The sequence below is a fragment of the Streptomyces radicis genome (assembly GCF_003626575.1).
GTDB classification, from domain to species: Bacteria; Actinomycetota; Actinomycetes; order Streptomycetales; family Streptomycetaceae; genus Streptomyces; species Streptomyces radicis.
This window is the reverse complement of record NZ_RBDY01000018.1, coordinates 1-26452: the sequence shown is the minus strand read 5'-3', so window position 1 is coordinate 26452 and position 26452 is coordinate 1. Positions and strand designations below refer to the sequence as shown.

The window sequence follows — 26452 nt, the reverse complement described above, 5'->3', positions numbered from 1 at the left end:
GTGGTGCTCGACACCGGAAGCGGCCTCAAGTACCCCGGGACGGTCGGGGTGACGGTGCCGACGCCGCCCGTGGACGGGCGCGTCCCCGGCCGACCGGCGGCGTCCCGCACCCGGGTTGCGCCATCGGGTGGGAAAACGGCGTGACGCGGCGTCACGCACCGTACGGCGGGCGGCCCCTTGCTTACCTTGCGCAGGAACCCGAGCAAGGAGGGGCCGATGGCCGACCGCAGTGCACCGCCCGCGTCACGCCGACGCGGCTACCCGATGGGGCTCTCCGGCGAGATGGTCGCCGAATTCCTGGGAACGTTCGTCCTGGTGCTGCTCGGCATCGGGTCGGTGGCGGTCGCCGTCGTCGGCCTGCCGGGCTCGGGTCGGCAGCCGGGCGACTTCACGGCCGCGAACTGGCTGATCATCGCCTGGGGTTGGGGTCTCGGCGTGGTCTTCGGCATCTATGTGGCCGGTGGCATCAGCGGCGCGCACCTCAACCCCGCGGTGACCCTGGCCCTCGCGGCCAGGCGCCAGTTCCCCTGGCAGAAGATCCCGGCCTACTGGCTCGCCCAGATCATCGGGGCGTTCACCGCCGCGGCCCTCATCTACGCGTCGTACCGCTGGGCGATCAACGACTTCAACGACAAGGAACACACCGGCAAGCAGGTGTCGCTGCCGACGTTCTCGATCTTCGCCACCTTCCCCGCCGAGTACATGGGCGACTCCAAGTGGGGCCCGCTCTTCGACCAGATCGTGGGCACCGCGATCCTCCTGCTGCTGATCTGCGCGCTGCTCGACAACCGCAACACCGCGCCGCTGTCCAATCTCGCGCCGTATCTGATCGGCCTGGTCGTCGTCGTCATCGCGCTCTCCTACGGGACCAACGCGGGCTACGCGATCAACCCCGCCCGCGACTTCGGGCCCCGGCTGTTCACGTTCTTCGCCGGCTGGGGTGATCTCGCGTTCCCCGGCAAGTTCGAGTGGTTCGACTTCTACTGGTGGATCCCCATCGTCGGGCCGCTGATCGGCGGCCTGGTGGGGGTCGCGGTGTACGACCTGCTGATCAGCCCGATCATCAGGGCGCGGACCGCGGGGACCGCCGAGGAGGGTCCAGGGGAGCCCCCCACGGCCAACCGCTGACCTTCCCCCTCTCCCTTCTCCTTCCGCCGGGCCCTCCGCCCGCCCCGCTCCCGGGGTGGGCGGAGGGCCCGGCTTCGTCGTCGCCCGGGTTCGTCGTCGTCCGGTATGACGGGTATGCTCGGTGGCGCGAAGGGGAGTAGTCCCGCGATACCGGCTGGTCGACACGCTGGTGCCCCGCCCTCGGCGGGGGACCCGGCCGCCGGGCCGTGGCCCGTGCGGGCCGCGGTGGACGAGACCTTCGGCCAGGTATGACGCGCCCGCGCCCATGTGCGGGCGCACCGTCGTGCCGGGCCGAGTGGTCCTCCCTCCGCGCATGGCGGGTGAGCGGGCGGCGCGGTCCGGCCCTCGCAGAAAGCCACCCGGACATGTCCATCGACCTGCTTGCGGTGCTCACCGCCTTCGGACTGATCTTCCTCGCCGAGCTGCCCGACAAGACGATGTTCGCGTCGCTCGCCATGGGCACGCGGATGCGGCCGCTCTACGTGTGGTTCGGAACGTCGACCGCGTTCGTCGTCCATGTCGCGATCGCGGTGGGCGCGGGCAGCCTCATCGGGCTGCTGCCCGACTGGAGCGTGCGGCTGGTCTCGGCCGCGCTCTTCGGCCTCGGGGCGTTCCTGCTGCTGCGCGGCGGGGACGACGACGAGGACGAGGAGGCGGGCGCGCGGAAGACGGTCACGGGCTTCGCGCCCGTCTTCGCGACGGCGTTCACGGCCGTGTTCATCAGCGAGTGGGGCGACCTCACCCAGATCACCACGGCCAACCTCGCGGCCACCAACGGCGCGCTGTCCACCGCGATCGGCTCGGCCGCCGCGTTGATGAGCGTCTCGGCGCTCGCCCTGCTCGTCGGCCGCTTCATCGCCTCGCGCGTGCCGTTGAGGACCGTGCAGCGCATCGGCGGGCTCTGCATGCTCGGCCTGGCGATCTGGTCGCTCCTTGAGGTCTTCGTGGGCTGAGGTCTTCGTGGGCTGAGGTGTTCGCGGGCTGAGCCCGGCGGTCGCGCCACGCAAACGGAGCGTCACCTTCCGGTGTCTCCACGTGCCTTTGTGTCGTCCGGGCCATGGTTTCGCCGGAAGGTGGCGCACTTTCTCTTGACGGCGGTCAAAGTCCTTTCTACGTTGTGCGCCATGACAGGCGCGGTCTTGGAAGCCTGTCCCCGGAGTCGACACAGATCCCCCTCCTCTCCCCTCTCTCTCCCGTCTTCCACGCCCTGAGCCCTCCGTGTCGCGCGATGCCGCGGCGCGGCGCGGGCGTGCCACTCACGACCGCACAACTGACTGGAGCCGCCCTATGTGTTACGGCATCTCGAATGACAGGGCCCTGGCCGAGGCACGCGCCCATCACGGCCCCGGAAGACGGTCGCTGCTGCGCGGCGCCGTCGTCGGGGCGTTCGGCGCCGCGGCGCTCGGCGCGGGCGGGGCGGCCTCCGCCCAGGCCACGCCGCGTGGCCGCGGTGGCTGGGGCCGCGTGCTCGTGCCGCCGGGGCGCATAAGCGTCCAGCTCTACACCCTGCGCGCCGACCTGAACGGCGAGATCGGATTCGACGCCACGCTGCGGGAGTTGTCCGACCTGGGCTACCCCAGGGTCGAGCAGGCGCTCGGCTACTTCGGGCGCAGCGCCGCCGAGCTCAAGGACTTCTACGACGACCTGGACATCAGCTGCACCTCGAGCCACGACGGGATCAGCGCGGACGAGGCGGCTCTCGAGACCAAGCTGCGCAACGCCAGGACGCTGCGGCAGTCCTTTGTCAACGTCCCCTACCTCAGCTCGCCCGACAAGGACCAGTGGAAGATCTGGGCCGAGCAGATGAACCGCGAGGCGGAGGCCGCGCGCCGGTTCGGCCTGCGCTACGGCTACCACAACCACGCCCACGAGTTCACGACCGACCTCGGGAACGGCGTCACCCCGTGGGATGTGTTCATGGCCGAGCTCGACCCGCGGCTGGTGCACCTGGAGATCGACCTCTACTGGGCCGTCACGGGTGGCATCGAGTCGGGCGACGGCGTGGACGACCCCGAGCAGTTCACGATCGACGTGATCCGCTCCTCCCCGCTCGAGGTGCTCCAGTACCACGTCAAGGACCGGGACCCCGTCACCGGTGACATGGCCGACTGCGGCACCGGAATGATCGACTTCCCGCGCATCTTCAAGGCGCACAAGGTGCGCGAGTACATCGTCGAGAACGACACCCCCGACGTGACGCCGATCCGGTCCGCGGAGGTCGGCATCGGGTATCTGCGCGGCCTGAGGTACTGACGCGGCCGACGGCCTTCCTCAAGACCCCGGCGTTCCGCTCCCTGTGCCGCCGCCCGCGGCGGCTGCCCCGCGTCCTCATCGCACCACCAGGAAAGAGTCGCCATGCGCACCACCTCCACCTTCGCCATCGTCGCGCTCGCGGCGACGGCGCTGTTGGCCGCGTCCGTGCCAGCGGTCGCGCACGAAGAAGGGCCGGAGCACCACGCCCCGGCCGAGTCGGACTTCCAGAAGGTCATCCTCAACGACACGCCCGGCGAGCCCATCGACTTCGTCGTCCTGCCGGACGAGCGCGTGCTGCACACCACACGGAACGGCCAGGTCTGGCTCAACGACCCCGAGACCGGCCTCAATTCGCTCGCCGCCGAGCTGGACGTCTACCAGCACGACGAGGAGGGCCTCCAGAGCATCGCGGTCGACCCGGGCTTCAACGGCCGTTCCAACAGCTGGATCTACCTCTACTACGCGCCCACCCTCGACACCCCGGTGGACGACCCGTCCACACCCGACGTCAACGAGGGTGACGCGCCGTTCACGGGCGACCCCGAGGACTTCGAGCCGTTCGAGGGGGTCACGCGACTGTCCCGCTTCAAGCTGCGGGGCGACGAGATCGACCTGTCGACCGAGCAGCAGATCCTCGACGTGGAGGCCGACCGCGGCATCTGCTGCCACGTGGGCGGCGACATCGCGTTCGACGACGACGGCGACCTCTACCTGGCGACGGGCGACGACACCAACCCGTTCGAGTCGGACGGCTACACGCCCATCGACGAACGGGCCGACAGCAACCCCGCGTTCGACGCGCAGCGGACCTCGGCCAACACCAACGACCTGCGCGGCAAGGTGCTGCGGATCAGCGTCGAGCGCGACGGCTCGTACACGATCCCGCGCGGCAACCTGTTCCGCCCTGGCACCCCGGACGCGCGGCCCGAGATCTATCTGATGGGGCTGCGCAACCCGTTCCGCATCGAGTACAACCGGGAGGCCGAGCAGCTCTACGTCGCCGACTACTCCCCCGACGCCGGTGACCCCGACCCCGAGCGCGGGCCCAACGGGCAGGGCAAGTGGCTGAGCGCCGAGGAGCCGGGGAACTACGGCTGGCCCTACTGCGCCACGGCCGATCTCCCCTACCGCGACTACGACTTCGGCACGGAGGAGTCCGGCGAGGAGTTCGACTGCGCCGCGCCCGTCAACGAGTCGCGGCACAACACGGGGCGCACCGAGCTGCCCCCGGTGGAGCAGCCGCAGATCTGGTACCCGGGCGACGAGTCGGCCGAGTTCCCCGAGCTGGGCACGGGCGGCGTGGGCCCGATGGCCGGTCCCGCGTACGACTACGACCGGCGCGCGGCGAGCGGCCCCCGCCCGGTGGCCTGGCCCCGCGAGTACGACGGCATCCCGCTGTTCTACGAGTGGACCCGCAACTGGATCAAGGGAGTTGAGCTGGACCGGCACGGCAACCTCGAGGGCATCAGGGACGTGCTGCCCTCGATGGAGTTCTCCGGGACCATCGACATGGAGTTCGGCCCCAACGGCGCCCTCTATGTCCTGGACTACGGCGCCGGGTACTTCGCGGAGAACCCCGACGCGATGCTCGCCCGCATCGACTACGTGGGCCCCGGGGGCAACAAGTCGCCGGTGCCCGTGGCCTCGGCCGACGTCCTGGGCGGCCAGGCCCCGCTCCAGGTGGCGTTCTCCAGCGAGGGCACGGCCGACCCCGAGGGTGACCGGCTGCGCTACGCCTGGGACTTCGACTCCGACGGCCGGGTGGACTCCACCGAGCCCAACCCCACGTTCACCTACGAGGAGAACGGCGCCTACACCGCCAGCCTGCGGGTGACCGATGTCGGCGGCCGCGACCGGGGCCGCTCGGCCTCGGCGGAGGTCAAGATCGTGGTCGGCAACGAGGTGCCCGTGGTGGAGTTCGTGACCCCGTCGGACGGCGACGAGTTCGCGTTCGGCGACACGATCCCGTTCGAGGTGACGGTGACCGACGACCAGGAGGTCGACTGCTCGCGGGTGACCGTGACCTACATCGTGGGCCATGACACCCATGGCCACCCGCAGACCTCGGCCGCGGGCTGCACGGGCACGATCAGGACCACCGTGCCCGGCGGGCACGACCCCGGTGAGGACAATCTGCGGGGCGTGTTCAACGCGTCCTACACCGACCCCGGCGTGGACGGCCTGCCCCCGCTGACCGGCAGCGCCGAGGTGATCCTGACCCCGACGCACTGACCGGCGACACCCGGCACCACCCCGCCGCCCCGGCCCCGCACCCGCGAGGCCGGGGCTCCGGCGCGTGGCGACGGGTCAGAGCCAGGGCGGCAGCTTCGGCAGGCCCTCGGGCACCGCGCGCCCCGTGAGGTAGGCGGCCAGGTCGGGGGGCGTCAGCCCGGCGAGGCCCGCGGCTGGCAGCTCGTCCCTGGCCGCGCGGCGGGCGGTCACCTCGGCGGCGAGCGCGGCGCAGAACCCCTCGGGCAGGTCGGCGAACGTGACGCCCGCGGCCAGATCGACGGCGTGCACGCACACCTCGCGCGCCCGCATCCAGGGCACCTCGGCAGCCGTGACGGTGCGGCCCTGGGCGGTGACCACCTCGGCGGACCAGGCGCGTTGGGGCAGCTCCGCGGAGGCGGCGGCCAGCGCCTCGGCCGACTCCCGTGCCCAGGACCTGAGTTGGGGCGCGGGGCGGCGGGCGCCCTCCTCGATGTCGGCGGCGCGCCGCTCGGGCGAGGCATACATGGGGGTGCGCTCCCCGGTGCGCGCCCAGTGCAGCAGACGGCCCAACGCCTCGGCGTTGGAGGCCACATGGGCCAGCACATGGCGGCGGGTCCAGCCGGGGAGCGCGCTCGGCCCGCTCAGCTCGTCGTCGGTGAGGCCCTCCACCGTCGCGAGGAGGAGAGCGGTGCCCTCGGCCGACCACGCCGCGGCCCTGGCGTTCGCGCTCATGCGGCGCGGGCCGTGTTGGTGAGGCGGCCGATGCCCTCGACCTCGGTGACCAGCACGGATCCCTCGGTCAGATAGCGCCTCGGGGTGCGGGCGTGCCCGACGCCGCCCGGGGTGCCGGTGGCGATGACGTCGCCGGGGTTCAGGGTGAGGATCGTCGACAGGTAGCGGACCAGGGTGACCGGGTCGAAGACGAGGTCGGCCGTGGTGGACTCCTGCACCTTCTCACCGTCGACCGTGGCGCTCAGGGTGAGCGAGGGGCGGACGCCGCCCGGGAGTTCGTCGGGGGTGACCAGGGCGGGCCCGAACGGTGTGGTGCCCTCGAACGTCTTGCCCTGGAGCCACTGCGGGGTGCGGTACTGCCAGTCGCGCATGGTGACGTCGTTGAGCGCGGCGAACCCGGCGATGGCCGCGGCCGCCTCCGACTCCCCCGCGCGCCTGACGCGTGCGCCGATGACCACGGCCAACTCGGCCTCCCAGTCCACCGCGTGCGATGCCGGGTCGAGGGCGATGGGGTCGGCGGGGCCGATCAGCGCCTCGGGGAACTTGGCGAACAGCGTGGGGTGTTCGGGCAGCTCGCGGCCCATCTCGGCGATGTGGTTGCGGTAGTTGAGCCCGACGCACACGATCTTCCCTGGCCGGGGCACGACGGGCGCCGACGCTGCGGTGGCCAGGTCGTGTTCGGCGCCGCCCCGCGCCGCGGCCAGGACGCGCCAGCCGGGGTGGGCGAGCAGCGCGCCCACGTCGGGGGCGTTCAACTCGACGGCGGTGCCGCCCTCGACGCGGGCCGCCCGCGTGCCGTCGGGGGTCCGCAGGGTGGTGAGCCTCACGTGGCCGTTCCTTCCTGTCCTGGGGCCTTTCCTTGGCCCTGGCCCGCCACCGCGACGCGGTGGGCGTGCAGGCGCTCGTAGATGGGGGTGTCGCTGAACCGGAACAGGTCGAGCGCGCGGTCGCCCGCGGCCAGCGTCGACGCTGCCCACGACGGCACCGCGACCAGGTCGCCCGCGGTGACGTCCCACGCGCGGTCGCCGACGGTGACCCGGCCCTCGCCATCGAAGACCTGCCACACGGACGAGCCCACCTCGCGGCGGGCCGCGGTCACCGCGCCGGGGCGCAGCCGGTGCATCTCGGCGCGGAGGGTGGGCAGGACGTCGCCGCCGTCGGTGGGGTTGGTGAAGCGGACGGCCGCGTGGCCCGGCTCGACCACGCCGGGGTGGCCCGCGCTCTCCAGCGCGAGCTGGTCGGCGAGCGCGGCGTCGGTGTGCTCCCAGCGGTAGGCGGCGATGGGCGAGGAGACGCTGGGGCCCGGCGAGGAGACGGGCCGCAACCCCGGGTGCGCCCACAGCTGTTCGGAGCGCGACCTGGCGGGCGTGGACCGGTCGTCGACCTCGTCAGGGCCGAACTCGAAGAACGTCGCGTCCATGGCGTGCGCGAACGGGATGTCCAGGCCGTCGAGCCACGCCATGGGGGCGTCGCTCCTGTTGTGGTGGCCGTGGAAGCGCCACCCGGGCGTCAGCAGGAAGTCGCCGCGGCGCATCGCCACCGGGTCGCCGTCCACGACGGTCCACACGCCCTCGCCCTCGACGACGAAGCGGAACGCGTGCTGTGTGTGCCGGTGGACCGGCGCGTCCTCGCGGGGGTTGAGGTACTGGATCGCGGCCCACAGCGTCGGCGTCGCGAAGGGCCGCCCGCCGAGCCCCGGGTTGGCCAGCGCGATGGCGCGGCGCTCGCCGCCGCGGCCGACCGGCACCAGGTCGCCCGAGCGGCGCGCCAGGCGCAGCAGCTCGGACCAGCGCCAGCGGTGGGCGGTGGCCCTGGGCGTCGGCGTGGTGGGCATCAGGTCGCCGATCTCGGTCCACAGCGGCACGAGCAGCTCGCGTTCGAAGCCGCGGTAGAGCGCGTCGAGGTCGGCGCTCGGCGTCGGCTGGCCCGGCGCGTCAAGGGCGCGCAGGGTCACGGGCGAGACGGTGGTCATGGGGGCCTCCTCGGTGCGGTCGCTCCTCGGTGGTGACGGCGACGACGCTATGCCCGTTCCGCACCGAGGGACGTAGGATTCTGCTGTGAAGAACAGACCGGCCTATGGCATCGACTCAGTCGACCACGCCCTGCGCCTTGCGCTGCTGCTCCAGCAGGAGGGCCCGCTGCGCGTGACGGACGCCGCCGAACGCCTCGGGGTGGCGCGTTCGACGGCGCACCGGCTGCTGGCGATGCTGGTGTACCGGGACTTCGCCGAGCGGGACGGCGAGCGCCGCTATGTCGCGGGCCCCGTGCTGCGGCGGCCCCCGGCGGTGGAGCCGGTGGCCAGGCTGCGGTCGCTCGCGCTGCCCCATCTGCGGGCGCTGGTGCGGCGGGTGGACGAGACGGCCAGCCTCCAGGTGCTCTCGGGCGACCAGGTGCGTTTCGTGCTCACCGTGGAGTGCGACCAGGTGCTGCGGATCGGGGACCGCGAGGGCCGGATGCTGCCCACGCACCTGGCCTCGGGCGGGCTCGCGATGCTGGCGCTGCGCCCCGACGACGAGGTGGCCGCGCGGTACGCCGAGCCCGACGCCCCCGAGGTGGACGGGGCCAGGCTGCTGCGGACGCTGCGCCAGGTCCGCAGGCAGGGGTACGCGCTCAACGACCAGGCCACCGAGACCGGGGTGAGCGCGCTCGGGCGCGCGGTGCGCGGCCCCGACGGGGCCGCGGCGGCGGCCGTCGCGCTGGCGATCCCGACCGTCCGCTTCAGGCGCCGCTCGCGCCTGCCCGCGTGGGTGGAGGCCCTGAAGGCGGCGACCACCGGCGTCGAACGGGCCCTGTCGGCCGAGATGACAGCTCAGGTGACAGCCGAGGTCACGGCCGAGGTGACGGCCGAGCCGCCCGGCTGAGCCCGTGGCGGAACGCCGGAGCCGACGTACGGTGGTGCCCATGACGACCATGACGCCAGGCTCCAATCTGCCCCTGCCCGCCGCCCGGGTCGCCGTCGAGGTGTCCGCCGCCAAGCCGCTCGACGTGTCGGGGCTGCTGGTGACGGCGGCGGGAAAGGTGCGCTCGGACGACGACTTCGTCTTCTACAACCAGCCCCAGGCCCCCGGCGTCGCCCACAGGCCCGCCTCCCCCACCACGCCCGACAGCATCACGGTGCAGACCGCGGCGGTCCCGCCCGACATCGACAAGGTCGTGGTGACCGCGAGCCTGGGCGAGCCTGGCGCCACGTTCGCCGGGACCGAGCCGACCGCCGTGGTGCGGGACGCGGACAGCGGCGCGGTGCTCGCGACGTTCACCCCGCCGTCGTTGAGCGTCGAGACGGCGCTCGTGGTCGTCGAGGTCTACCGGCGGCAGGGCGCGTGGAAGGTGCGCGCGGTGGGGCAGGGCTACGCCGAAGGGCTCGCGGGCATCGCCACCGACTTCGGCGTGGCGGTGGACGAGGAGCCCACGCCCGCGGCGCCTCCGGTGGCGGCTCCCCTCGCGCCGCCCGCGCCCCCCGTCGCTCCCCCCGTGGCACCTCCCGCGGCACCGCAGGGCGGCGGGGTGATCAACCTGGACAAGGGGCGTGTCACCCTCGCCAAGAACCAGTCGGTGTCCCTGGTCAAGTCGGGCCGCCCGCCGTTGACCTCGGTGCGGATGGGCCTGGGCTGGGAGCCCGCGTACCGGGGCCGCAGCATCGACCTCGACGCCTCGGTGATCGCGTTCGACGCGCGCCGGGGCAAGCTCGCGACGTGCTGGTTCATGAAGAAGAGCATCTTCGGCGGCGCGATCGAGCACTCGGGCGACAACCTCACGGGCCAGGGCGCGGGCGACGACGAGGTGATCAATGTGGACCTCGGCCGCCTGCCCGCCGAGGTGACGGGTCTGGTCTTCGTGGTGAACTCGTTCACGGGCCAGAAGTTCAACGAGGTGGCCAAGGCGTACTGCCGCCTGCTCGAAGGCCGTTCGGGCGAGAACGAGCTGGTGCGCTACGACCTGACCCACTCCGAGCCGCGCACGGGCGTCATCCTGTGCAAGCTGGTCCGCCAGTTCTCCGGCGAGTGGCACATGACGGCCGTCGGCGAGTTCGCGGACGGCAAGACGGTGCGGGCGATGGCCAAGCCGTCGGCGGCGATCCTCTGATCCTCAGGGGCGCGGACGGGCGGGCGCGCGGGTGCGCCGGACGGCTGGGCGCCGTCCGGCCCCCCTCTCAGTGCCCCGGCGAGACCGGTGGCGCGAACTCCCATGCGGTACTGCGGATCACCATCTCGAACCCCCCACTTCCCGGCGTCTTCGCCGCTCGACCACCACGGTGCGCCCCGACTCGTGGGCGAACCTTGGGAGAGTCTTGAATCCGCTGGTCAGTGCTTGTCCGTGGGGGCGTGGGAGGGCTATCAAGGGGCGTCGGGTCCGGGTCGTGTTCGCGAGGGGGCACCATGAGGACCGAGTTCGCCCTGCTGGGAGCCGTCGAGGCGACCGTCGACGGGCGGCCCGTGGATCTCGGGCACGCCAGGCAGCGCTGGACGCTGGCGGCGCTGCTCGTGGACGTGGGGCGGCCCGTCCCCCTGGACGAGCTGGTCGCACGGCTGTGGGGCGGCCGTGCGCCGCAGCGCGCCGAGGGCACGCTGTACAGCTATCTGTCGCGGCTGCGGCGGGTGTTGGCGCCTGGCGGCGACGTCGCGATCGGCCGGGGCCCCGGCGGCTATGTGCTCGACGCGGAGCCGACGGCGGTGGATCTGCACCGCTTCAGGGCGCTGACCGGGCGGGCCCGGGCGGCCGATGGCGTGGCGGAGCGGGCCGCGCCGCTCCAGGAGGCGCTGGGCCTGTGGCGGGGCGAGGCGCAGGCGTTACCTGACACGCCGTGGTTCGGCGCGCTGCGCGGCACACTGGAACGGGAGCGGCTCGCCGCCGAGCTCGACCTGGGGGACGCCCTGTTGGGCCTTGGCCGGGACGAGGAGACGCTGGCCCGGCTGGTCCCGCACGGCGAGCGGCACCCGCTGGACGAGCGGCTGGCCGGGCAGCTGATGCTGGCCCTGCACCGCGTCGGGCGTGGCGCCGAGGCGCTGGAGCGCTACGAGCGGCTGCGGCGGCGCCTGGCCGATGAGCTGGGCGCCGACCCCGGCGACGCGCTGCGGCGGCTGCACCGGCGGATCCTGGCCGACGACCCGGGCCTGGCCACGCCGACCTTCCGGATGCGCGGCATTCCGCTCCGCCCGCTGGTGCCCCGCCAACTCCCGGCGTCCACCGCCCTGTTCACCGGGCGCGAGCGCGAGCTCGACCAGCTCGACGACGCGCTCGCGCAGGGCGGGGTGGCGGCGATCGGCGGGGCGGGCGGCGTCGGCAAGACATGGCTCGCGCTGCGGTGGGCCCATACGCGCCAGGCCCGTTTCCCCGACGGCCAGCTCTACGCCGACCTGCGCGGCTTCCACCCCACGAGCGAGCCCGTCGACCCGGAGACGGCGGTGCGGGGATTCCTCGCCGCGCTCGGCGTCGACGCGTCGGCCGTGCCACCCGAACGGGAGGCGCGCATCGGGCTGTTCCGCAGCCTCACCGCGGGGCGGCGGATGCTCGTCGTGCTGGACAACGTGCGCGACAGCGAGCAGGTCGCGCCGCTGCTGCCCGGCGGACCCGGCTGCGCCGCCCTGGTCACGGGCCGCCACCGGCTGACGGGCCTGGCCACCGCGCACGGCGCCAGGTTGGTGACCCTGGACGTGCTTCCGCCGCCCGAGGCACGGCAGTTGCTCGGGCGCCACCTGGGCGCGGGCCGCGTCGCCGCCGAGCCCGAGACGGCGGCCGAGCTGCTCGAGCGGTGCGCGGGGCTGCCGTTGGCGATCGGGCTGCTGGCCGCCCGCGCGGCGGGCCAGCCGGACGCGCCGCTCTCGGCGCTCGCGGAGCAGCTGAGGGAGGCGGGGGCGGATCTCGACGCGCTGGACGGCGGGGAGTTGAACGCCGATCTGCGGTCGGTTCTGGCCACATCCCACCGGGCCCTCGCCCCGGGCCTCGCACGGGCGTTCGCGCTGCTCGGCCTGGCCCCCGGGCCCGATGTGGGGCCGACCGCGGCGGTGGCGCTGCTCGGCGAGGAGCCCGCGGCGGCGCGGGCGGCGCTGCGGCGCCTGGGGGCCGCGCACCTCATCTCCCCGCAGGCGGGCGGCCGTTACCGCATGCACGACCTGACAAGGCGTTACGCGGCCGAGCGCGCCGCCCAACTCCCGCCGGGCGTACGGGAGTCGGCGGTGCGACGGCTGGTGGCAGCGTATCTGCACGCGGCGTACCGGGTGGATCAGGTGCTGTTCCCCTCGCGGGTGCCGTTCGCCGTCGACCCGCCCGACGGCGTGGCGGTGCCGTCGCTGCCCGAGAACGCGGGGGCGGCGCTCGCGTGGTTCGACGCGGAGCACGAGGCGCTGCTCGCCGTGCAGGCCGAGGCGCTGCGGCGGGGCTGGCACGAGGCGGCGTGGCGGCTCGCGTGGGTGCTCGACACCTACCACCTGCGGCGGGCCAGCACGCGCGAGCACATCGCCGCCTGGACGGCGGGGCTCACGGGCGGCGAACGCCTCGGCGACCCGGTCGCGCGGGGCCAGGCGTACGGGCGGCTCGGCGGGGCGCGGCTGATCGCGGGCGAGGTGGAGGAGGCGCTGCGGCTCCAGCACAGGGCGCTGGCGATCTTCGACGGCATCGGCGACCCGCGGCACAGGGGCGACGCGCACCGGGCGATCTCGTACGCGCACGAGCTGCGCGGGGACGACCGCGAGGCGCTGGCCCACGCGTCGCGCGCCCTCGAACTCGCCCGTGAGGAGGGCGCGGAGCCGCGGCGACTCGCCTACGCGCTCAACGCGGTCGGCTGGTACGAGGCGCGGCTCGGGCTGCCCGAGCGGGCCAGGGCGCACTGCGGCGAGGCGGCGGCGCTGCTGCGGCCCGAGGGCGATGTCGCGGGCCTGGCCGCGGTGTTGAGCGGTCTCGGCCAGGTGGCCCAGCGCATGGGCGACCCCGTGGGGGCCGTCGAGCACTACCGGGAGTCGGTGGAGCTGAACCTCGGCCCGCTCGGCCGTCCGCGGCTCGCCGCCGACACGCTGGTCGATCTCGCCGACGCCTACGAGGAGTTGGGCCAGGCCGCGCGGGCCGGGGAGGCGAGGCGGCGGGCGTTGGAGCTGTTCTCGGTCCAGCGGAGGCCGCGCGAGGCGGAGCGGGTGCGGGCGCTGCTCGGGCCCGGGTGAGCCGCGGGGCCCTCCCGCGCCCGGGGGTGGTGGGCGCGGAAGGGCGGTCCCTCGGCGGGGCTACAGAAGGGTGGTGGTGGACGCCTGGGGCGTGGCGGCGGGCTCGGCCGCGGTGCCCGCGGGGCGGAACTGCACGCCGAGCGAAGGGTCGCTGCGGAAGCCGGAGTTGGGCCGCACCTCGGTGCCGACGGGGTGCTGGCAGCCGCCGTCGGCGTACAACTCGGCGACGAACACGGTGTTGTTGAAGCCCAGGCTCACGGGCTTGTCGGGGCTCTCCAGCTCGTAGCACTGGTAGGTCATGGGGTCCTCGATGGACCCCTCGTTGCCCCCGGGGAGGCTGTAGCGGAAGATGCCGGTCTCCGCCTGGGCGGTGGCGGCCGGTCCCGCGATGGCCACGAGGGTGGCGGCTGCCACCGCCCCCGCGAGGTGTCGCACGCGCATGGGTTGTCCTCTCGGTCGAGGCGTTGATGATCGCCAGCCCCACTACCCACCGCAACCATCCGAACACACAACGTACTTCCATCGCGTGACCGTCTTCCTCCCGGGGGGTGGCGCGGCGGACAGGATGTGACAGAATGGCTGCCAAGGTCACGAGTGACAGCAGTTGAGGGCCCCGGCCCGCTGTCCGGCAACCCTCCTCCGCGGTGGGGTGCCCCGGGTGATGACCGGGCCGCGGGCGCAGGGTCCGTGGCAAGCGCGGATCAGGGAGTAGCCCCGCCATGACCCAGGCCCCTTGTATCACTGTGTCCACCCCCCTTTCGGCGTCCCTCGACGTCCCGTTGCCGGTGCTCGGCGCGGATGTCCTGGTGCCGCTCGCGAGCGGCGGGCAGATCGACTACGCGGCGCTCGACTGTGCCGCCAGCGCCCCGGCGGCGCGGGCGGTGTGGGACGAGGTCGCCGCGTTCGCCCCGCACTACGCGGGCGTGCACCGGGGGGCGGGCCAGCTGTCGCTGCGCGCCACGGAGTTGTTCGAACGCAGCCGGGCCGAGGTCGCGGCGTTCCTCGGCTGCCGCCCCGGCGACCAGGTGGTGTTCACGCGCTCGACGACCGACTCGCTCAACCTGCTCGCGGGCGCGCTGCCCGAGGGGACGCGGGTGTTCGCGTTCGCCAGCGAGCACCACGCGCTGCTGCTGCCGTGGCGCCGCCACCCGTTGACGTGCCTGCCCGTGCCCCGCTCCGCCGCCGAGGCGGTGCGGGCCGTGGACGAGGCGCTGGCCGCGCGCCCCGCGGGGACGCCCGCGCTGCTGTGCGTGACGGGCGCCTCGAACGTGACGGGCGAGCTGTGGCCGGTGCGCGAGCTGGTCGCCGTCGCGCGGCGGCACGGCGCCCGCGTGGTGCTCGACGCGGCGCAGCTCGCGCCCCATCGGGCCGTGGATCTGGGCGAGTTGGACGTGGACTGGGTGGCGTTCTCGGGCCACAAGCTGTACGCGCCGTTCGGCTCGGGCGTGCTCGCGGGGCGCGGCGACTGGCTGAGCGAGGCCGAGCCGTATCTGGCGGGCGGCGGCGCGACCCGCGTGGTGACGCGGGGGTCCGACGGGCGCCTCGCGGTCGAGTGGGCGCGGGACGAGGCGCGGCACGAGGCGGGCTCCCCCAACGTCATCGGCGCGCTGGCCGTCGCGGCGGCGTGCCGGGCGCTCGCGGCGGTGGGCTTCGAGGCGATCGAGGCGCACGAGCGGCGGCTGCTCGGCGTGGTGCGCGAGGGTCTCGCGTCGGTGCCGGGGGTGCGGGAGCTGTCGCTGTTCGGGTCCGGCGCGGACCGGGTCGCGGTGGTGTCGTTCACCGTGGCCGGGCGCGAAGCGGCCGACGCGGCACGGGAGTTGTCCGAGCGGTACGGCATCGGGGTGCGGGCGGGGATGTTCTGCGCGCAGCCGCTGGTGCGGGAGCTGCTGGACGCCGAGGCGGACGCGGGCTGCGAGGGCCCCGAGGCGGCGGTGCGGGTGAGCTTCGGCGCCGGAACGCCGCTCGCGCACGCGGAGCGCCTGGTCCTGGCCGTGCGCGAGCTGGCCGCGTGAGCGCGTGAGGTAGCGTGGGCCCGTCCCGGGTGTGCGGAGGGTGGTCGCGTTGGGCGGTGAGCCGGACGAGCTGAGCAGCGACGACGCGGTGCGGGCCATGCTGCTGCTGATGCCGAGGGTCGCGGCGCGGCTCAAGCGGGTGGCGCTGCCCGAGCGGCTGAAGTCGTTCCACCTCGCGCCGCGCCATCTGTCGCTGCTCGCCTACCTCCTCTTCGACGGCCCCCAGCAGGTCAGCCAGCTCGCCGCGCGGCTCGAGGTCGCGCCGACCACGGTGAGCCTGATGGTGAGCGACCTCAGCAAGCAGGGGGTGCTCGAACGGCACCCCGACCCCCAGGACGGGCGCCGCACGATCGTGACGCTCAGCGGCGACCCGGAGACGAGGGCCGCGATCGAGGGCTGGCTGGCCAACGGCGCGGAGGCGTGGCGCACGGCGTTCGCGACGCTTTCCGCCGCGGAGCGGGCCATGTTCGTGGCGACGATGCGGCGCTACGAGGGGGCCTCCGGCGGTTGAGGGGGTGCCCCTGCCGGGTGGCCACCTCGGCTACGGGGCCGCGGCTCCGGCCATGGGCGGCTCATGGCTGGACGTCCTCCCGTTCGCCGTCGGCCGACTTCTTCTTTCGCGGTGGGTGCGGGTTACTGATGGCACCTACGGGGGAGGGGGCGTCGGGTGACCGGCCGTCCCGGTACACGGTCGGTCTCGTTGTCGGCGGGGACCGTTCGCCGAACGGGCGCGGCCGCGACGGTAGTTGGCGGCCGTTTTCCCGGTGGTCGCTTACGGTGGCGCGCACCCTTCGGGCCTGCCCTGGCCGCCCGAAGCGTTTTCATTCTTGATGTCCGACGAGCTTATGTAGCGCGCCGTCTCGGCGGTGCGGCGTTTATGTAGCGCTTATGCCGGGGCGGGTGCTCTTTCACAACGGCGCACACTTTGTGTTGAACAGAACGTGCCGCGTTTCAGAAGAGACCCCGACCTCGTGTAAGCGGCGGATGAGCACCGGCCCGCTACCTGAGCTCAACGTGCGCGCGGTGAACGACGAGAGCGGCGGCCAGGGCAGGCCCGAAGGGTGCGCGCCACCCCAGCCACCCGCCCAGAAGTCGGCCACTCGCAAAGCGGTATCCGCCGCGCCCGGCTGGCGAACGGTCCCGGCCAGCGACGAGACCGACCGTTTACCGGGACGGCCGGTCACCCGACGCCCCCTCCCCCGTAGGTGCCAAGCTCTGACCCGCACCGCCCCACACCCGACACCCGGCAGACGGCGAACGGGAGGACGTCCAGCCAGTAGCCGCCCTTGGCCGCCCTTAGCCGGTCGTCGCCGATTCGATCGCCGTGGCCAGGATGTCGATCCCCGTGTGCAGCTCGTCCTCGCTCACCGTGAGTGGTGGCGCGATGCGGAAGATGCCGCCCATGCCGGGGAGTTGGACGATGTTGACGTGCAGGCCGCGTTCGAGGCAGGCGCGGGTGACGGCCTGGCCGATCTCGTCGGCCGGTGCCTTGCTCCGCCGGTCGGTGACCAGCTCGAGCCCCTGGAGCAGGCCGCGCCCCCGCACGTCGCCGACGATGTCGTAGCGGTCGCGCAGCTCTGCGAGCCTCGCGCCCAGCTGTCGCCCGAGCGACGCCGCGCGGGCGACGAGCCCGTCGCGCCGGATCACCCGCAGCACCGTCGATCCGACCGTCGCCGCGAGCGGGTCGGACACATGGGTCGTGAAGAACAGGAAGCCCCGCTCGTGGCACACCCGCTCGATGCGCTCGCCGGTGAGCACCGCCGCCACGGGCAGCCCCGCGCCGAGCGTCTTGGAGAGCGTCAGCAGGTCGGGGACGACGCCGTCGCGCTCGAAGGCGTACATCGTCCCGGTGCGGCCAAGGCCGGTCTGCGCCTCGTCGAGGATGAGCAACATGCCGCGCTCGTCGCACAGTTCGCGCAGCCGGGCCAGATAGCCGTGCGGCAGCTCGATGATGCCGCCCGATGACAGGATGGGCTCCACGAGGCACGCGGCGAGGCTCCCCGTCGACTGCCGGTCGATCAGCTCGAAGCCGTACCGCAGCTCCGCCTCCCAGTCGTGCGAGCCGTCGGGCGCGCGGAACGGCGAGCGGTAGGCGTTGGGCGTCGGCAGCGTGAAGTTCCCCGGGGTGGGCGGTCCGTAGCCCCGGCGCCCCGCCGAGAACGTCGCCGAGGCCGCGCCCTGGCTCATGCCGTGCCAGGACCGGTCGAACGACACGATCTCGTAGCGCCCTGTGTAGAGCTTGGCGAGCTTGATCGCCGCCTCGTTCGACTCGGCGCCGGTGCTCAGCAGCAGCATCTTGCCGAGCTCGGGAGGCAGGGTCTCGGCGAGCGCGGCGGCCAGGTCGACGACGGGGCGGCTGAGCATGCCGCTGTACAGGTGGTCCAGCGTTCCGACCGCCGTCGAGACCGCCGCGACGACATCCGGGTGCGCATGCCCGAGGACCGCGCTCATCTGCCCCGACGTGAAGTCGAGGATCGGCTCGCCCGCCTCGTCGTACACATACGACCCGGCGGCGCGCTCGATGACGCGCGGGCTGAACGGCGCGCCGTAGCGGACCAGCAGGCGGTCGGCGTCTTCCCAGAAGCTCGTGTCCACACGCACCACCATCGCGCCCCCGATCGTCAGGGACAAGCGGAAGAAAGCGTTGGAACGTTCGGTGTCGGCTGATGGTTGTAGCCTGAGCGGAACATGCTGAACTCACACCGTCTCGCGATCCTCCAGGCCGTGCTCGCGGCGGGCTCGATCAACGCCGCCGCCCGCAATCTCACCTACTCCCCCGCGACGATCAGCCAGCACATGGCTGCCCTGGCGAAGGAGACGGGGCTTGTGCTGTTCGAGAGGGACGGGCGCGGGATCGCGCCGACCGACGCGGCGCTCCACCTCGCCGAGCAGGCGCGCCCGCTGCTCGCCGACTTCGCGCGCCTCGAGCGCACGGTCGCGGATCTGCGCGCGGGCCAGGCCGAGCGGCTCGCGATCGCGTGCTTCGCGTCCGCGGCCGAGGAGTTGATCCCCGAGGTGGTCCGTGGCGTGCGCGAGATCCGGCCGAACATCACGGTGGAGGTCAGCCTCAACGAGCCGGTCGACGGGCGGGGCCGTCGGCAGCCCGACCTCGACATCCGCACCGAGCCCGTGGACGGCGCGGAGATCCGCCTGGACGGCTACCGGCGCCACGCGCTGCTCACCGAGGAGCTGCTCGCGGTCGTTCCGGCGGCGCATCCCCTCGCGGGCGCGCGCGAGATCGCCCTCGGGGAGCTGCGGACCCAGCCGTGGATCGACCACGACCTCTACGACAGCCCGATCGGGCAGATCATCAGGGGCGCCTGCGCCGCCGCCGGGTTCGCCCCGCGCCATGTCGCCAGGCTCGACGACCACCGCGCGGCGCTCGCCCTGGTGGGCGCGGGCATCGGCATCACCGTACTGCCGCGCCTCGCGGCGGCCGACCTCCCCGGCGCCGTCGTCGCCAGGCCGCTGATCCACCCCACGGTCAGGAGGCGCGTCGTCCTGCACGCGCGCCGCCACCCGCACCGCGACGCCCTGATCACGGCCGCCGCCGAGCTCGTGGGCGCGGCGGCGGAACGTTGGCGCGGCGGCGGAACGTTGGACGGAGCGCCGCCTGGGGCGGAACGTGGCGCCGAGGTGACGTGAGGGCGACGGGGGAGCGTTCTCCCGTCGCCCTCGACGCCCCCGTTGCCCCCCGCTCCCGGCCCCCGCGCCCCCGTGTCCCCCTCTCAGCCCGCGCCGAGCACCGCCCCGAGGCGGGAGAGCGCCCACTCGAGCTCCTCGCGCGTGATCGTCAGCGGCGGGGCGAGGCGGAGGGTGGAGCCATGGGTGTCCTTCACCAGGACGCCCTCCTCCATCAGCCGCTCGCTGATCTCGCGCCCCGTGCCGATCGCCGGGTCCACGTCGACGCCCGCCCACAGGCCACGGCTGCGGAACGACACCACGCCGCGCCCGGTCAGCGCCGCGAGGCCCTCCCTGAGGACCACCCCGAGCTCGGTGGCCCTGCGCTGGAACTCACCGGTGCGCAGCAGGTCGATCACGGCCGAACCGACCGCCGCGGCAAGGGGGTTGCCGCCGAACGTCGAGCCGTGCTGGCCCGGGTGCAGCACGCCGAGCACGTCGCGCCTCGCGACCACGGCGGAGACGGGGACGATGCCGCCGCCCAGCGCCTTGCCGAGCAGCAGGACGTCGGGCCGCACGCCCTCGTGGTCGACGGCCAGGGTCGTTCCGGTGCGGCCGAGGCCTGACTGGATCTCGTCGGCGATGAACAGCGCGTTCGCCCGCCGGGTCAGCTCGCGGACGCCGGTGAGGTAGCCGTCGTCGGGGATGATGACGCCCGCCTCGCCCTGGATGGGCTCGATCAGCACGGCCGCCGTCGTCTCGTCGACCGCGGCCTCGATGGCGGCCAGATCGTTGAACGGCACGACGCGGAACCCCGGCGCGTAGGGGCCGAAGCCCTCGCGGGCCACGGGGTCGGTGGAGAAGCCGACGACGGTGGTGGTGCGGCCGTGGAAGTTGTCGGCGGCGACCACGATCGTCGCCTGGTCGGGCGCCACGCCCTTGACGTCGTAGGCCCACTTCCTCGCCACCTTGATGCCGCTCTCGACCGCCTCGGCGCCGGTGTTCATCGGCAGGGTCATGTCGAGCCCGGTCAGCTCGGCCAGGCCCTCGGCGAAGCTCGCGAGGCGGGCGTTGTGGAACGCGCGGCTGGTGAGCGTCAGCTCGTCGAGCTGCCGGTGCGCGGCCTCGACGAGCGCCGGGTGGCGGTGACCGAAGTTGAGCGCGGAGTAGCCCGCGAGCATGTCCAGGTAACGGCGGCCCTCGACGTCCTCCATCCACACGCCCCGCGCGCCCGCGACGACGACGGGAAGCGGGTGGTAGTTGTGCGCGAGGACGCCGGACTCGGCCTTGATCAGCTCGGCGGACGAACGGGTCTCGGCCGACGAACGGGTCTCGGCGTGGGTGGTCGAAGAGGTCATGGCCGGATCTCCTGGGTGCAGCACTTGATGCCGCCGCCCGCCTTGCGCAGCTCGGACAGGTCGACGGGCACGGGGACGTAGCCGCGGCGGGCGAGCTGGCCCGCCAGGTCGTCGGCCTGGGCGGCGATGAAGACATGGCGGCCGTCGGACACCGAGTTGAGGCCGAACGCCAGCGCGTCGGCCCTGGTCGCGAGGACCGCGTCGGGGAACAGCTGTTCAAGCACCGCGCGGCTGCCCGGCGAGAACGCGTCGGGGTAGTAGGCGACGTTGGCCGGGCCCCCGTCGAGGCCGTCGTCGAGCGCGAACAGCGCGGTGTCGAGGTGGTAGAACAGCGGGTCGGTCAGGCGCAGGGTGACCGTGGGGACGCCGAAGAACTCCTGCACCTCGTGGTGGGCGCCCACCTGGGTGCGGAATCCGGTGCCCGCGAGCAGGTGGGGGCCGACGGGGACGAGGTCGCCCTCGCCCTCGCACACGCCCTCGGGCTCGTGGACGTCGAAGCCCGCGTCCTTGAACCACAGCTCGTAGGCCGCCGACTCCGGCTGGCGCTGCGGGGCGCGGAAGCGGGAGCCGAAGACGCGGCCGCCGAGGACGAGGGCGGAGTTGGCGGCGAAGACCATGTCGGGCAGGCCCGGCACCGGGGTGATCGTCTCCACGGTGTGGCCGTGGTCACGGTAGGTCCGCACGAGGGTGGCCCACTGGTCGCGGGCCAGCTCGGGATCGACGGGGGCGTGCTCGTCCATCCAGGGGTTGATGGAGTAGCGAACGTCGAAATACCGAGGCTCACAGGTGAGGTAGCGCCTAAGGCGCCTCGCGCGCGTGGCAGGCATACCTCAACGGTAGAAAGCCACCCGACCGGCAGACAAGAAATCTGGCTTGCGTGAACGCGCAGCGATGTTGCGTCGTGAGGGCCCTCAGCGGCGATTCGTTTCGCCATACGGGCGGCTCGGGGCGGTGGGCGAGGTGGGGCTGGCGGCGGCCTCGGGGCTGCCCGCGAGGAGGTGTGACAGAACGATCACGCTGATGGTCTTCCGGATGAACGGTTCGGCCCGGATCCGTTCGAGAACCTCCTCGAAATGCTGGATTCCGGTCGCCCTGATGTGGAGCAACGCATCGGCGCCGCCGGTGACGGTCATGGCGGCGGTGATCTCGGGGTAGTCCCGCACGACGTCGGCCAGGCGCCGGGGCGGGGCGGCGCCGTCGCAGTAGACCTCGACATACGCCTCGGTGCCCCAGCCGAGGGCGCCGGGGCTGACCATCGTCGTGAAGCCGGTGATCACCTCCGCCTCCTTCAGGCGGTCCACGCGCCGCTTCACGGCGGGCGCGGAGAGCCCGATCTCGGCCCCGATCTCGGCGAAGCTGGTCCGCGCGTTGGCGATCAACGCGGCGATGATCTTCCGATCCAGCTCGTCGAGCGCCGGCGGATGACTGGTCATGGTGAGCCCTTCGCACTGTGATCGGCTGGCCCGATCGGCTGGTCTGCCCACCACCGATGATGCCGCCACGGGCCCGCCACCGGGAGCGGGCCCCGGCCACGGCCGCGCCGGGCGTCGGATCGACGAGCCGCGGCGGCGGTCCCGGCCGCCACCTCCGGGGCGCGAGCGGCGGTGCGCCTCCCACGGTGCCCGCCCGCGCGGGGCGACGCCCCGCCAAGGCGCACCCGCACCGGCCCCCGTCCGCGTCAGCGGGCGACCGGGGGCCGCCGACGGCTGCCCGCGGCCCGGCCGACGGCGCTGGCGCGCCACCGATCGGCCACGGCGGCCCGGGCTCGCCGGCGTGCCAGCGTGCGCCAGCCGGTGGAGGAGATCGGCCGCACGATCACGGAGTTGCTGCTCCAGGAGATCGCCCACCGGGGCACGGCCCGCCACCATGTGGTCCTGCCGACGTCCCTCATCGTGCGGGCGTCGACGTAGTCTTCCGGCCGGGCCGACGGGGAGGAGCTGGAGTGGATCAGAGACCGCGGGTACCGGCGCGGAAGCTCGGACCGTACGCGTTGACCGACGACGGGATCGCGGCGTTGCTGGCCCGCTACGAGTTCGGGGACGCCTGCGTCCGCCGGGTCCTGCTCGACCAGGAGTTCGGGCCGCGGACGCGGGGGCGTGTCGTCAGGCTGGTGATCGACGCCCGGGTGGTGAACGAGGGTCTTCGGTGGGAGCCGGTGTGTCTCGACCTGTACGGGGTCGAGCGATTCCGCGTCGACGAGAGCCGCGGCTTCGCGTGGGTGCTCGACGTTCCCCCGCGGTTCACCCGCTTCGACGGGCTGTTGCAGGTGGACCTGTGCGCGGAGCGGTTCGGCGGGCTTCGCCCGGGGAACGCGCGGGAGGTCTTCGAGGGATCCGACCTGGTCTTCGCCGCGACCGACGGCGGGTGGAGTGCCCTGGAGCCGTGGGAATCATGAGGCTGCCCAAGGCTGGCCCACTCACGTTCTCCCGCGGCGGCGCACCGGAGGCCCGCGGCGACGGGGCGCGCGGCGTCGGCCGGGTCACGCCGTTCTGGCACATCGGCCCGGTCGCCCCGGTCACGTGCCGAGACCGGCCCGGACGAGGCGGCTCAGCCCCGGATCGGTGCCTCCTGGTTCTCCGGCTCATCCAGGAAGCGGTCGAGGGACCTGGCGGTCTGGCGTGCCAACTCCGTGATTCTGTCCGGGTCTCCCGACTCGTCCGACGTGACCATGAACTCGCGGTACCGCACCGTGACGAAGAGGTTGTCCTGGCGGAAATAGACCGTGGTGGAGTTGGATATGTAGGGCTCCCCGTCGGCCGTCTCTCCGCGCGACTCGTCTCGGACCGACTGCATCGCCTCATCCCCGGGCGCGGCGGTGTCCTCCACCTCACTCAGAGTGGCGTCGCCCAAGGAACCGCGGCCAGGCGTGAGCGCGGCGATCTCCTCGACCGCGAGCTCCTCGCTGGCATGCAGTTCCGCGCTGATGATCAGCTCGAACCGTGGATTGCCCGAACCTTCCCACCCGCAGTTCGCATGCGTGCTGTCATTGGCGGTCTCCGACAGCTCATAGGCCGCGAGTTCCTGCCTCCCCCGCAGCTCATTGCGCTGTAGGTGCCCGCAGAAGTCCGGCATCCTCTGGTACCGGGGCGCCGAGGTGGCGCTCTCGCTCGCGCTGTGGTCCGCTCCATCACGGCGTTCCGTCGCGACGTAGTAGGCGATGGCGGGCACCAGGACAAGGGGAATCGACAGAGCCGCCAGAAGCCCGACGAGTCGGCTCGCGGGACGTCGACGCGCGGACGCCGGAGCCTCGCCCGACCCGGCGTCCGCGCCGTCCGCGCCGCCCGCCGCGCCCACGGTTTCCGGGCGGTCGGTGGTGAGAGCACGCGTCGCGGCGGAAGGCGGGAGGGGCTCGGTCGCATCGTCGCGGATGTCCCTGGCCACCGTGTCGATGAGCAGCTGGCCGAGGCGCCGTTGAACCACTGTCGCCGTTCCGGGGCGGTCCTCGGGGTCGCGCCGCAGGAGGTCCGCCAGCAACCGGGCCACGGGCGCGGGGACTTCGGGACGGAGTCCGGTCACCCGCGGGGGCTCTTCGTCGAGTTTGCGGCGGATCACCGCCAAAGGGCTGCCGTCCCCGAAGGGGGGTTCACCGGTGAGCAGGGCGAAGAGGACACTGCCCAGGGCATAGAGGTCGGAGCGTTCGTCGCCGCGTTGGTCCAGGAACTGTTCAGGCGCCCCGAACTGGGCGGTTCCGCCGGGAGAGAGCGCGGTGGTCGGCGCGACGGTGAACGTGTGCGTGTGGGTGAAGCCCGCGATGCCGAAGTCCACGACCTTGACGGAGCCGTCGGCGGTGAGCATGACGTTGGAGGGCTTGATGTCGTAGTGGATGACGTGCGCCTCGTGCGCGGCGACGAGGGCGGCGCAGATCCCCTGGGCGATCTCCAGGGCCCGGTCCAGGCTCGGGGGGCCCTGGCGTTGGAGGTACCGGGCGAGGCTGATGCCCTCGACGTGCTCCATGACCAGGAATCGCAGGTGCCCGTGGGTGCCGCTGTCGTACAGGGCGACGATGTTGGGGTGATTGACCTGGGCCGCGGCCACCGCCTCGCGTTCGAAACGCTGGATCAGCTCGGGTGCGGCGTCGTCGCCGCGGAGCAGGAGCTTGACAGCGACGTCGCGGTGGAGGCGGCGGTCCCGGGCGGCCCAGACCTCGCCCATGCCTCCCCGGCCGAGCGGTTCGGTCAGCTCGTACCTGCCCGCGATCAGCGCGCCCCGTTCCACCCGCCACCTCCGTGATCCGTCCATGCCGAGGCTCGGCATCACGGATCACGCCGACGTCCGGCCGGTGGTTCCGCCACGTCGACAACCGCGGCGCGAGCACCCGCGCTTCGCCGAGCAGGTCGAACGCCTGAGCCGCATGCCCGGATCCACCGTCACGCCCGCCCAGGGCAAGCTCGCCGCGGACCGGCATCGCGACTTCGCGCGGAAGTTCTCCGACGCGGAGGGCTGAGCCCTGGCGCGACATCGCATCCGATGCGCGTTCCGCCCGAATAACGCAGAAACGCCGAGGAAATACCGGAAAGCGCCCGCGAACGTGGTCGTGGGCCGGTCAGATCAGATCGGGTTCCAAAAAACACTGAACCTTTCGCTCGCCCGGTGCGTAGAGGCAGTGGAAGGGTTCTTCACCGGGGTTTCCGGTCTCACTCGCGTCGTGCCGAATCACGCGCAATTCCGGCTACGCCATTGTCGAATCTCAGTGAACGCCTACGAAAAGGAACGCAGATGAGTAAGTTCATGTCGAGGGCCGCCGCGACCGTGGTCGGCCTGGCCGTGCTCACCGGCGTCTCGGTCGCCACGGCTGGCTCCGCCACGGCGGCGACCACGGGGAACGGCGGTCCCACGTCGGTGGTCCTCAACAGCGACTCGACCGCCCGTGCGGCTGCGCCGTCGTGGCCGAGGAACTATCCGTCGTTGCGTGCCTGTATGACCGCGGGCAACACCCTGGCGCAGCAGGGGAAGCTGATCGGCTACGAATGCGTCCCGATCGGCGGGGGCCACTACGCCCTGATTACCTGGTAAGGGCTCACGTCTCTCAGCTTGAAGCGGAGAATGACGCCTGCGGCAAACAATTCCCGTCCACACGTCCCCAGGGCGGCGGGCGGGGATTGTTCGCCCACCCGCCTCGGTGAGCGTGTACTCGACGCGGACCGGGACTTCGGGGTAAACGGTGCGGCTCACGATCCCGTCCCGTTCGAGCCCGCGAAGCGTCTGGGTGAGCATCTTCTGCGAGATGCCCTCGACGCGTCGGCGCAACTCCGAGAAGCGGGCGCTGCCGTCCCAGAGGGCACCCACGGCGCTCATCATCGAGGACCTCCCGGCCACGCCCGCGACGCTCGACTGGGTCTTTGTGAGTCCGGCGCTCAGGTTCGGCGCAGGCATGCCCGGCGAACGACTCGACCGGTATCGGCTCGGCGACGACGTCGCGGTTCAGCCCGAGGACGGCGGCGCGATCTCCGCCGAGGACTACGCCCTCGGGTTCGTCGATCTGATCGAGAAGGGCGACCACCACAGGGCACAGGTCAACGTCGGCCACTGACGCCCTTGAAGCGCGGCCCGCGAGGGGCCCCGCCCGCACATCCCCAGGGCGGCGGGCGGGGGTTGCTCGCCTACGCGCCGAACTCGCCGTCGGCCACGGCCGCGACAAACGCTCGCCAGCCCTCGCGCGAGTTCGCGAGGACCGGGCTGTTCTGCCGCTTGCTGTCCCGCGTGCCGACCGCGCCACCGAGGTCCGCGACCTCGACGCAGTCGATGTTCCCGTTGCTGTAGCTCGACTTGAACCACTGGGTGGTGTCGTGCGGAAGCTCAACTGTGCTCATAGTTCCCTGCCTGTTCAGCGATGAGGCGCATGGACGCCTTCTCATCCAGTGAGCGTTTTTCAACCTCAGTTTGAGCAGGTCAGGTGCAGGGTGAGGACGGCCTGAACGAGGTTGGTGATGCGGGTGGTGGAGCATCGCAGCCTGCGCAGGAGTCGCCAGGACTTGAGGGTTGCGAC

The 26452-nt window shown here is 73.0% G+C and carries 24 protein-coding genes, 2 pseudogenes and 1 riboswitch; of the genes and pseudogenes, 14 read left to right on the top strand and 12 right to left on the bottom strand.

Annotation, left to right across the window (positions count from 1 at the left end; translation table 11 throughout):
* Window positions 1–282 precede the first annotated feature (282 nt).
* The 4 genes from D7318_RS21340 (at window position 283) to D7318_RS21325 (ending at window position 5613) form a co-directional block, all read left to right on the top strand.
* A complete protein-coding gene (locus D7318_RS21340; RefSeq protein ID WP_120698832.1) occupies window positions 283–1128 on the top strand; it encodes an MIP/aquaporin family protein in 846 nt (281 codons plus the stop codon).
* A gap of 365 nt (window positions 1129–1493) precedes the next feature.
* On the top strand, window positions 1494–2081 hold the full coding sequence (locus D7318_RS21335; protein ID WP_120698741.1) for a TMEM165/GDT1 family protein: 588 nt from the start codon (window positions 1494–1496) through the stop codon (window positions 2079–2081).
* A 334-nt stretch (window positions 2082–2415) separates the two neighbouring features.
* Window positions 2416–3381 carry a sugar phosphate isomerase/epimerase family protein gene (locus tag D7318_RS21330; RefSeq protein ID WP_120698740.1) on the top strand — a complete coding sequence of 322 codons (966 nt, stop codon included), beginning with the start codon at window positions 2416–2418 and terminating at the stop codon, window positions 3379–3381.
* Between the two features lie 102 nt (window positions 3382–3483).
* Complete coding sequence (locus tag D7318_RS21325) at window positions 3484–5613, top strand: PQQ-dependent sugar dehydrogenase (protein ID WP_120698739.1); 2130 nt, start codon at window positions 3484–3486, stop codon at window positions 5611–5613.
* Between the two features lie 75 nt (window positions 5614–5688).
* Here the strand turns inward: D7318_RS21325 and D7318_RS21320 are convergent, their stop codons facing one another.
* Genes D7318_RS21320 through D7318_RS21310 form a run of 3 tightly spaced genes read right to left on the bottom strand, consistent with a single transcriptional unit; the run spans window position 5689 to window position 8296 of the window.
* On the bottom strand, window positions 5689–6324 hold the full coding sequence (locus D7318_RS21320) for a maleylpyruvate isomerase family mycothiol-dependent enzyme (RefSeq protein ID WP_120698738.1): 636 nt from the start codon (window positions 6322–6324) through the stop codon (window positions 5689–5691).
* Window positions 6321–7151 (bottom strand): fumarylacetoacetate hydrolase family protein, encoded by an 831-nt coding sequence (locus D7318_RS21315; RefSeq protein ID WP_120698737.1) that lies wholly within the window; start codon window positions 7149–7151, stop codon window positions 6321–6323. The genes D7318_RS21320 and D7318_RS21315 overlap by 4 nt, the downstream gene beginning before the upstream one ends.
* Window positions 7148–8296, bottom strand: coding sequence for a cupin domain-containing protein (locus tag D7318_RS21310; protein ID WP_120698736.1), 1149 nt, complete (start codon window positions 8294–8296; stop codon window positions 7148–7150). Before D7318_RS21310 ends, D7318_RS21315 begins: the two co-directional genes overlap by 4 nt.
* Window positions 8297–8381: 85 nt before the next feature.
* On the opposite strand from D7318_RS21310, the gene D7318_RS21305 reads away from it, so the two are divergent.
* The 3 genes from D7318_RS21305 to D7318_RS21295 all read left to right on the top strand — a co-directional run bounded on the left by D7318_RS21305 (window position 8382) and on the right by D7318_RS21295 (window position 13475).
* Complete coding sequence (locus D7318_RS21305) at window positions 8382–9185, top strand: IclR family transcriptional regulator (RefSeq protein ID WP_120698735.1); 804 nt, start codon at window positions 8382–8384, stop codon at window positions 9183–9185.
* 49 nt (window positions 9186–9234) lie between these two features.
* Window positions 9235–10407 carry a TerD family protein gene (locus tag D7318_RS21300; protein WP_120698830.1) on the top strand — a complete coding sequence of 391 codons (1173 nt, stop codon included), beginning with the start codon at window positions 9235–9237 and terminating at the stop codon, window positions 10405–10407.
* A gap of 293 nt (window positions 10408–10700) precedes the next feature.
* A complete protein-coding gene (locus D7318_RS21295) occupies window positions 10701–13475 on the top strand; it encodes an AfsR/SARP family transcriptional regulator (protein ID WP_120698734.1) in 2775 nt (924 codons plus the stop codon).
* A gap of 60 nt (window positions 13476–13535) precedes the next feature.
* Here the strand turns inward: D7318_RS21295 and D7318_RS21290 are convergent, their stop codons facing one another.
* The gene (locus D7318_RS21290; protein WP_120698733.1) at window positions 13536–13916 is read right to left on the bottom strand and encodes a hypothetical protein; all 381 of its coding nucleotides are present in this window, start codon (window positions 13914–13916) and stop codon (window positions 13536–13538) included.
* Window positions 13917–14061: 145 nt separating this feature from the next.
* Window positions 14062–14178: riboswitch (SAM riboswitch) on the top strand.
* Between the two features lie 16 nt (window positions 14179–14194).
* Between D7318_RS21290 and D7318_RS21285 the strand changes: the two genes are divergently transcribed.
* The gene (locus tag D7318_RS21285) at window positions 14195–15487 is read left to right on the top strand and encodes an aminotransferase class V-fold PLP-dependent enzyme (RefSeq protein WP_120698732.1); all 1293 of its coding nucleotides are present in this window, start codon (window positions 14195–14197) and stop codon (window positions 15485–15487) included.
* Between the two features lie 97 nt (window positions 15488–15584).
* Window positions 15585–15998 carry a MarR family winged helix-turn-helix transcriptional regulator gene (locus D7318_RS21280; RefSeq protein ID WP_120698828.1) on the top strand — a complete coding sequence of 138 codons (414 nt, stop codon included), beginning with the start codon at window positions 15585–15587 and terminating at the stop codon, window positions 15996–15998.
* 785 nt (window positions 15999–16783) lie between these two features.
* Here the strand turns inward: D7318_RS21280 and D7318_RS21275 are convergent.
* A complete protein-coding gene (locus D7318_RS21275; protein WP_120698731.1) occupies window positions 16784–18094 on the bottom strand; it encodes an aspartate aminotransferase family protein in 1311 nt (436 codons plus the stop codon).
* Window positions 18095–18175: 81 nt separating this feature from the next.
* Between D7318_RS21275 and D7318_RS21270 the strand changes: the two genes are divergently transcribed.
* On the top strand, window positions 18176–19132 hold the full coding sequence (locus D7318_RS21270) for a LysR family transcriptional regulator (protein WP_120698730.1): 957 nt from the start codon (window positions 18176–18178) through the stop codon (window positions 19130–19132).
* 83 nt (window positions 19133–19215) lie between these two features.
* On the opposite strand, the gene rocD is transcribed toward D7318_RS21270, so the two are convergent.
* The 3 genes from rocD to D7318_RS21255 form a co-directional block, all read right to left on the bottom strand.
* Window positions 19216–20466 carry an ornithine--oxo-acid transaminase gene (gene rocD / locus D7318_RS21265; RefSeq protein ID WP_120698729.1) on the bottom strand — a complete coding sequence of 417 codons (1251 nt, stop codon included), beginning with the start codon at window positions 20464–20466 and terminating at the stop codon, window positions 19216–19218.
* On the bottom strand, window positions 20463–21293 hold the full coding sequence (ddaH, locus tag D7318_RS21260; RefSeq protein ID WP_120698728.1) for a dimethylargininase: 831 nt from the start codon (window positions 21291–21293) through the stop codon (window positions 20463–20465). The genes rocD and ddaH overlap by 4 nt, the downstream gene beginning before the upstream one ends.
* 84 nt (window positions 21294–21377) lie before the next feature.
* On the bottom strand, window positions 21378–21899 hold the full coding sequence (locus tag D7318_RS21255) for an Lrp/AsnC family transcriptional regulator (RefSeq protein ID WP_120698727.1): 522 nt from the start codon (window positions 21897–21899) through the stop codon (window positions 21378–21380).
* A 348-nt stretch (window positions 21900–22247) separates the two neighbouring features.
* Here D7318_RS21255 and D7318_RS34100 point away from each other — a divergent pair, with 348 nt between their 5' ends.
* On the top strand, window positions 22248–22376 hold the full coding sequence (locus D7318_RS34100) for a substrate-binding domain-containing protein (protein WP_408055519.1): 129 nt from the start codon (window positions 22248–22250) through the stop codon (window positions 22374–22376).
* Window positions 22377–22408: 32 nt separating this feature from the next.
* The gene (locus D7318_RS21245; RefSeq protein ID WP_147437769.1) at window positions 22409–22861 is read left to right on the top strand and encodes a hypothetical protein; all 453 of its coding nucleotides are present in this window, start codon (window positions 22409–22411) and stop codon (window positions 22859–22861) included.
* Window positions 22862–23013: 152 nt separating this feature from the next.
* Here D7318_RS21245 and D7318_RS21240 read toward each other — a convergent pair whose 3' ends face one another.
* Window positions 23014–24681 (bottom strand): serine/threonine-protein kinase, encoded by a 1668-nt coding sequence (locus D7318_RS21240; protein ID WP_183091552.1) that lies wholly within the window; start codon window positions 24679–24681, stop codon window positions 23014–23016.
* A 501-nt stretch (window positions 24682–25182) separates the two neighbouring features.
* Here D7318_RS21240 and D7318_RS21230 point away from each other — a divergent pair.
* Entirely contained in the window at window positions 25183–25479 is a 297-nt protein-coding gene (locus tag D7318_RS21230) for a hypothetical protein (protein ID WP_120698723.1), read from the top strand.
* 96 nt (window positions 25480–25575) lie between these two features.
* On the opposite strand, the pseudogene D7318_RS21225 reads toward D7318_RS21230, so the two are convergent.
* Window positions 25576–25728: pseudogene (locus tag D7318_RS21225) on the bottom strand (winged helix-turn-helix transcriptional regulator); the annotation flags it as partial.
* Between D7318_RS21225 and D7318_RS21220 the strand changes: the two are divergent.
* A complete protein-coding gene (locus D7318_RS21220) occupies window positions 25691–25996 on the top strand; it encodes an NAD(P)-dependent oxidoreductase (RefSeq protein ID WP_220729730.1) in 306 nt (101 codons plus the stop codon). The pseudogene D7318_RS21225 and the gene D7318_RS21220 overlap by 38 nt on opposite strands.
* Before the next feature lie 70 nt (window positions 25997–26066).
* Here the strand turns inward: D7318_RS21220 and D7318_RS21215 are convergent, their stop codons facing one another.
* Together D7318_RS21215 and D7318_RS21210 are read right to left on the bottom strand one after the other, a co-directional pair.
* Entirely contained in the window at window positions 26067–26276 is a 210-nt protein-coding gene (locus tag D7318_RS21215) for a DUF397 domain-containing protein (protein WP_120698722.1), read from the bottom strand.
* A gap of 65 nt (window positions 26277–26341) precedes the next feature.
* Window positions 26342–26452 (bottom strand): annotated as a pseudogene (locus D7318_RS21210) (IS5/IS1182 family transposase); the annotation flags it as partial.

What these genes read in the sequence shown, in the direction of transcription:
- D7318_RS21335 (WP_120698741.1), top strand. Translation starts at nt 1,494, where the DNA reads ATGTCCATCGACCTGCTTGCGGTGCTCACCGCCTTCGGACTGATCTTC.
- D7318_RS21275 (WP_120698731.1), bottom strand. Translation starts at nt 18,094, where the DNA reads ATGGTGGTGCGTGTGGACACGAGCTTCTGGGAAGACGCCGACCGCCTG.
- D7318_RS21320 (WP_120698738.1), bottom strand. Translation starts at nt 6,324, where the DNA reads ATGAGCGCGAACGCCAGGGCCGCGGCGTGGTCGGCCGAGGGCACCGCT.
- D7318_RS21330 (WP_120698740.1), top strand. Translation starts at nt 2,416, where the DNA reads ATGTGTTACGGCATCTCGAATGACAGGGCCCTGGCCGAGGCACGCGCC.
- D7318_RS21295 (WP_120698734.1), top strand. Translation starts at nt 10,701, where the DNA reads ATGAGGACCGAGTTCGCCCTGCTGGGAGCCGTCGAGGCGACCGTCGAC.
- D7318_RS21220 (WP_220729730.1), top strand. Translation starts at nt 25,691, where the DNA reads ATGCCCTCGACGCGTCGGCGCAACTCCGAGAAGCGGGCGCTGCCGTCC.
- D7318_RS21325 (WP_120698739.1), top strand. Translation starts at nt 3,484, where the DNA reads ATGCGCACCACCTCCACCTTCGCCATCGTCGCGCTCGCGGCGACGGCG.
- D7318_RS21215 (WP_120698722.1), bottom strand. Translation starts at nt 26,276, where the DNA reads ATGAGCACAGTTGAGCTTCCGCACGACACCACCCAGTGGTTCAAGTCG.
- D7318_RS21300 (WP_120698830.1), top strand. Translation starts at nt 9,235, where the DNA reads ATGACGCCAGGCTCCAATCTGCCCCTGCCCGCCGCCCGGGTCGCCGTC.
- D7318_RS21340 (WP_120698832.1), top strand. Translation starts at nt 283, where the DNA reads ATGGTCGCCGAATTCCTGGGAACGTTCGTCCTGGTGCTGCTCGGCATC.
- D7318_RS21280 (WP_120698828.1), top strand. Translation starts at nt 15,585, where the DNA reads ATGCTGCTGCTGATGCCGAGGGTCGCGGCGCGGCTCAAGCGGGTGGCG.
- D7318_RS21310 (WP_120698736.1), bottom strand. Translation starts at nt 8,296, where the DNA reads ATGACCACCGTCTCGCCCGTGACCCTGCGCGCCCTTGACGCGCCGGGC.
- D7318_RS21290 (WP_120698733.1), bottom strand. Translation starts at nt 13,916, where the DNA reads ATGCGCGTGCGACACCTCGCGGGGGCGGTGGCAGCCGCCACCCTCGTG.
- D7318_RS21230 (WP_120698723.1), top strand. Translation starts at nt 25,183, where the DNA reads ATGAGTAAGTTCATGTCGAGGGCCGCCGCGACCGTGGTCGGCCTGGCC.
- ddaH (WP_120698728.1), bottom strand. Translation starts at nt 21,293, where the DNA reads ATGCCTGCCACGCGCGCGAGGCGCCTTAGGCGCTACCTCACCTGTGAG.
- D7318_RS21255 (WP_120698727.1), bottom strand. Translation starts at nt 21,899, where the DNA reads ATGACCAGTCATCCGCCGGCGCTCGACGAGCTGGATCGGAAGATCATC.
- D7318_RS21270 (WP_120698730.1), top strand. Translation starts at nt 18,176, where the DNA reads ATGCTGAACTCACACCGTCTCGCGATCCTCCAGGCCGTGCTCGCGGCG.
- D7318_RS21285 (WP_120698732.1), top strand. Translation starts at nt 14,195, where the DNA reads ATGACCCAGGCCCCTTGTATCACTGTGTCCACCCCCCTTTCGGCGTCC.
- rocD (WP_120698729.1), bottom strand. Translation starts at nt 20,466, where the DNA reads ATGACCTCTTCGACCACCCACGCCGAGACCCGTTCGTCGGCCGAGACC.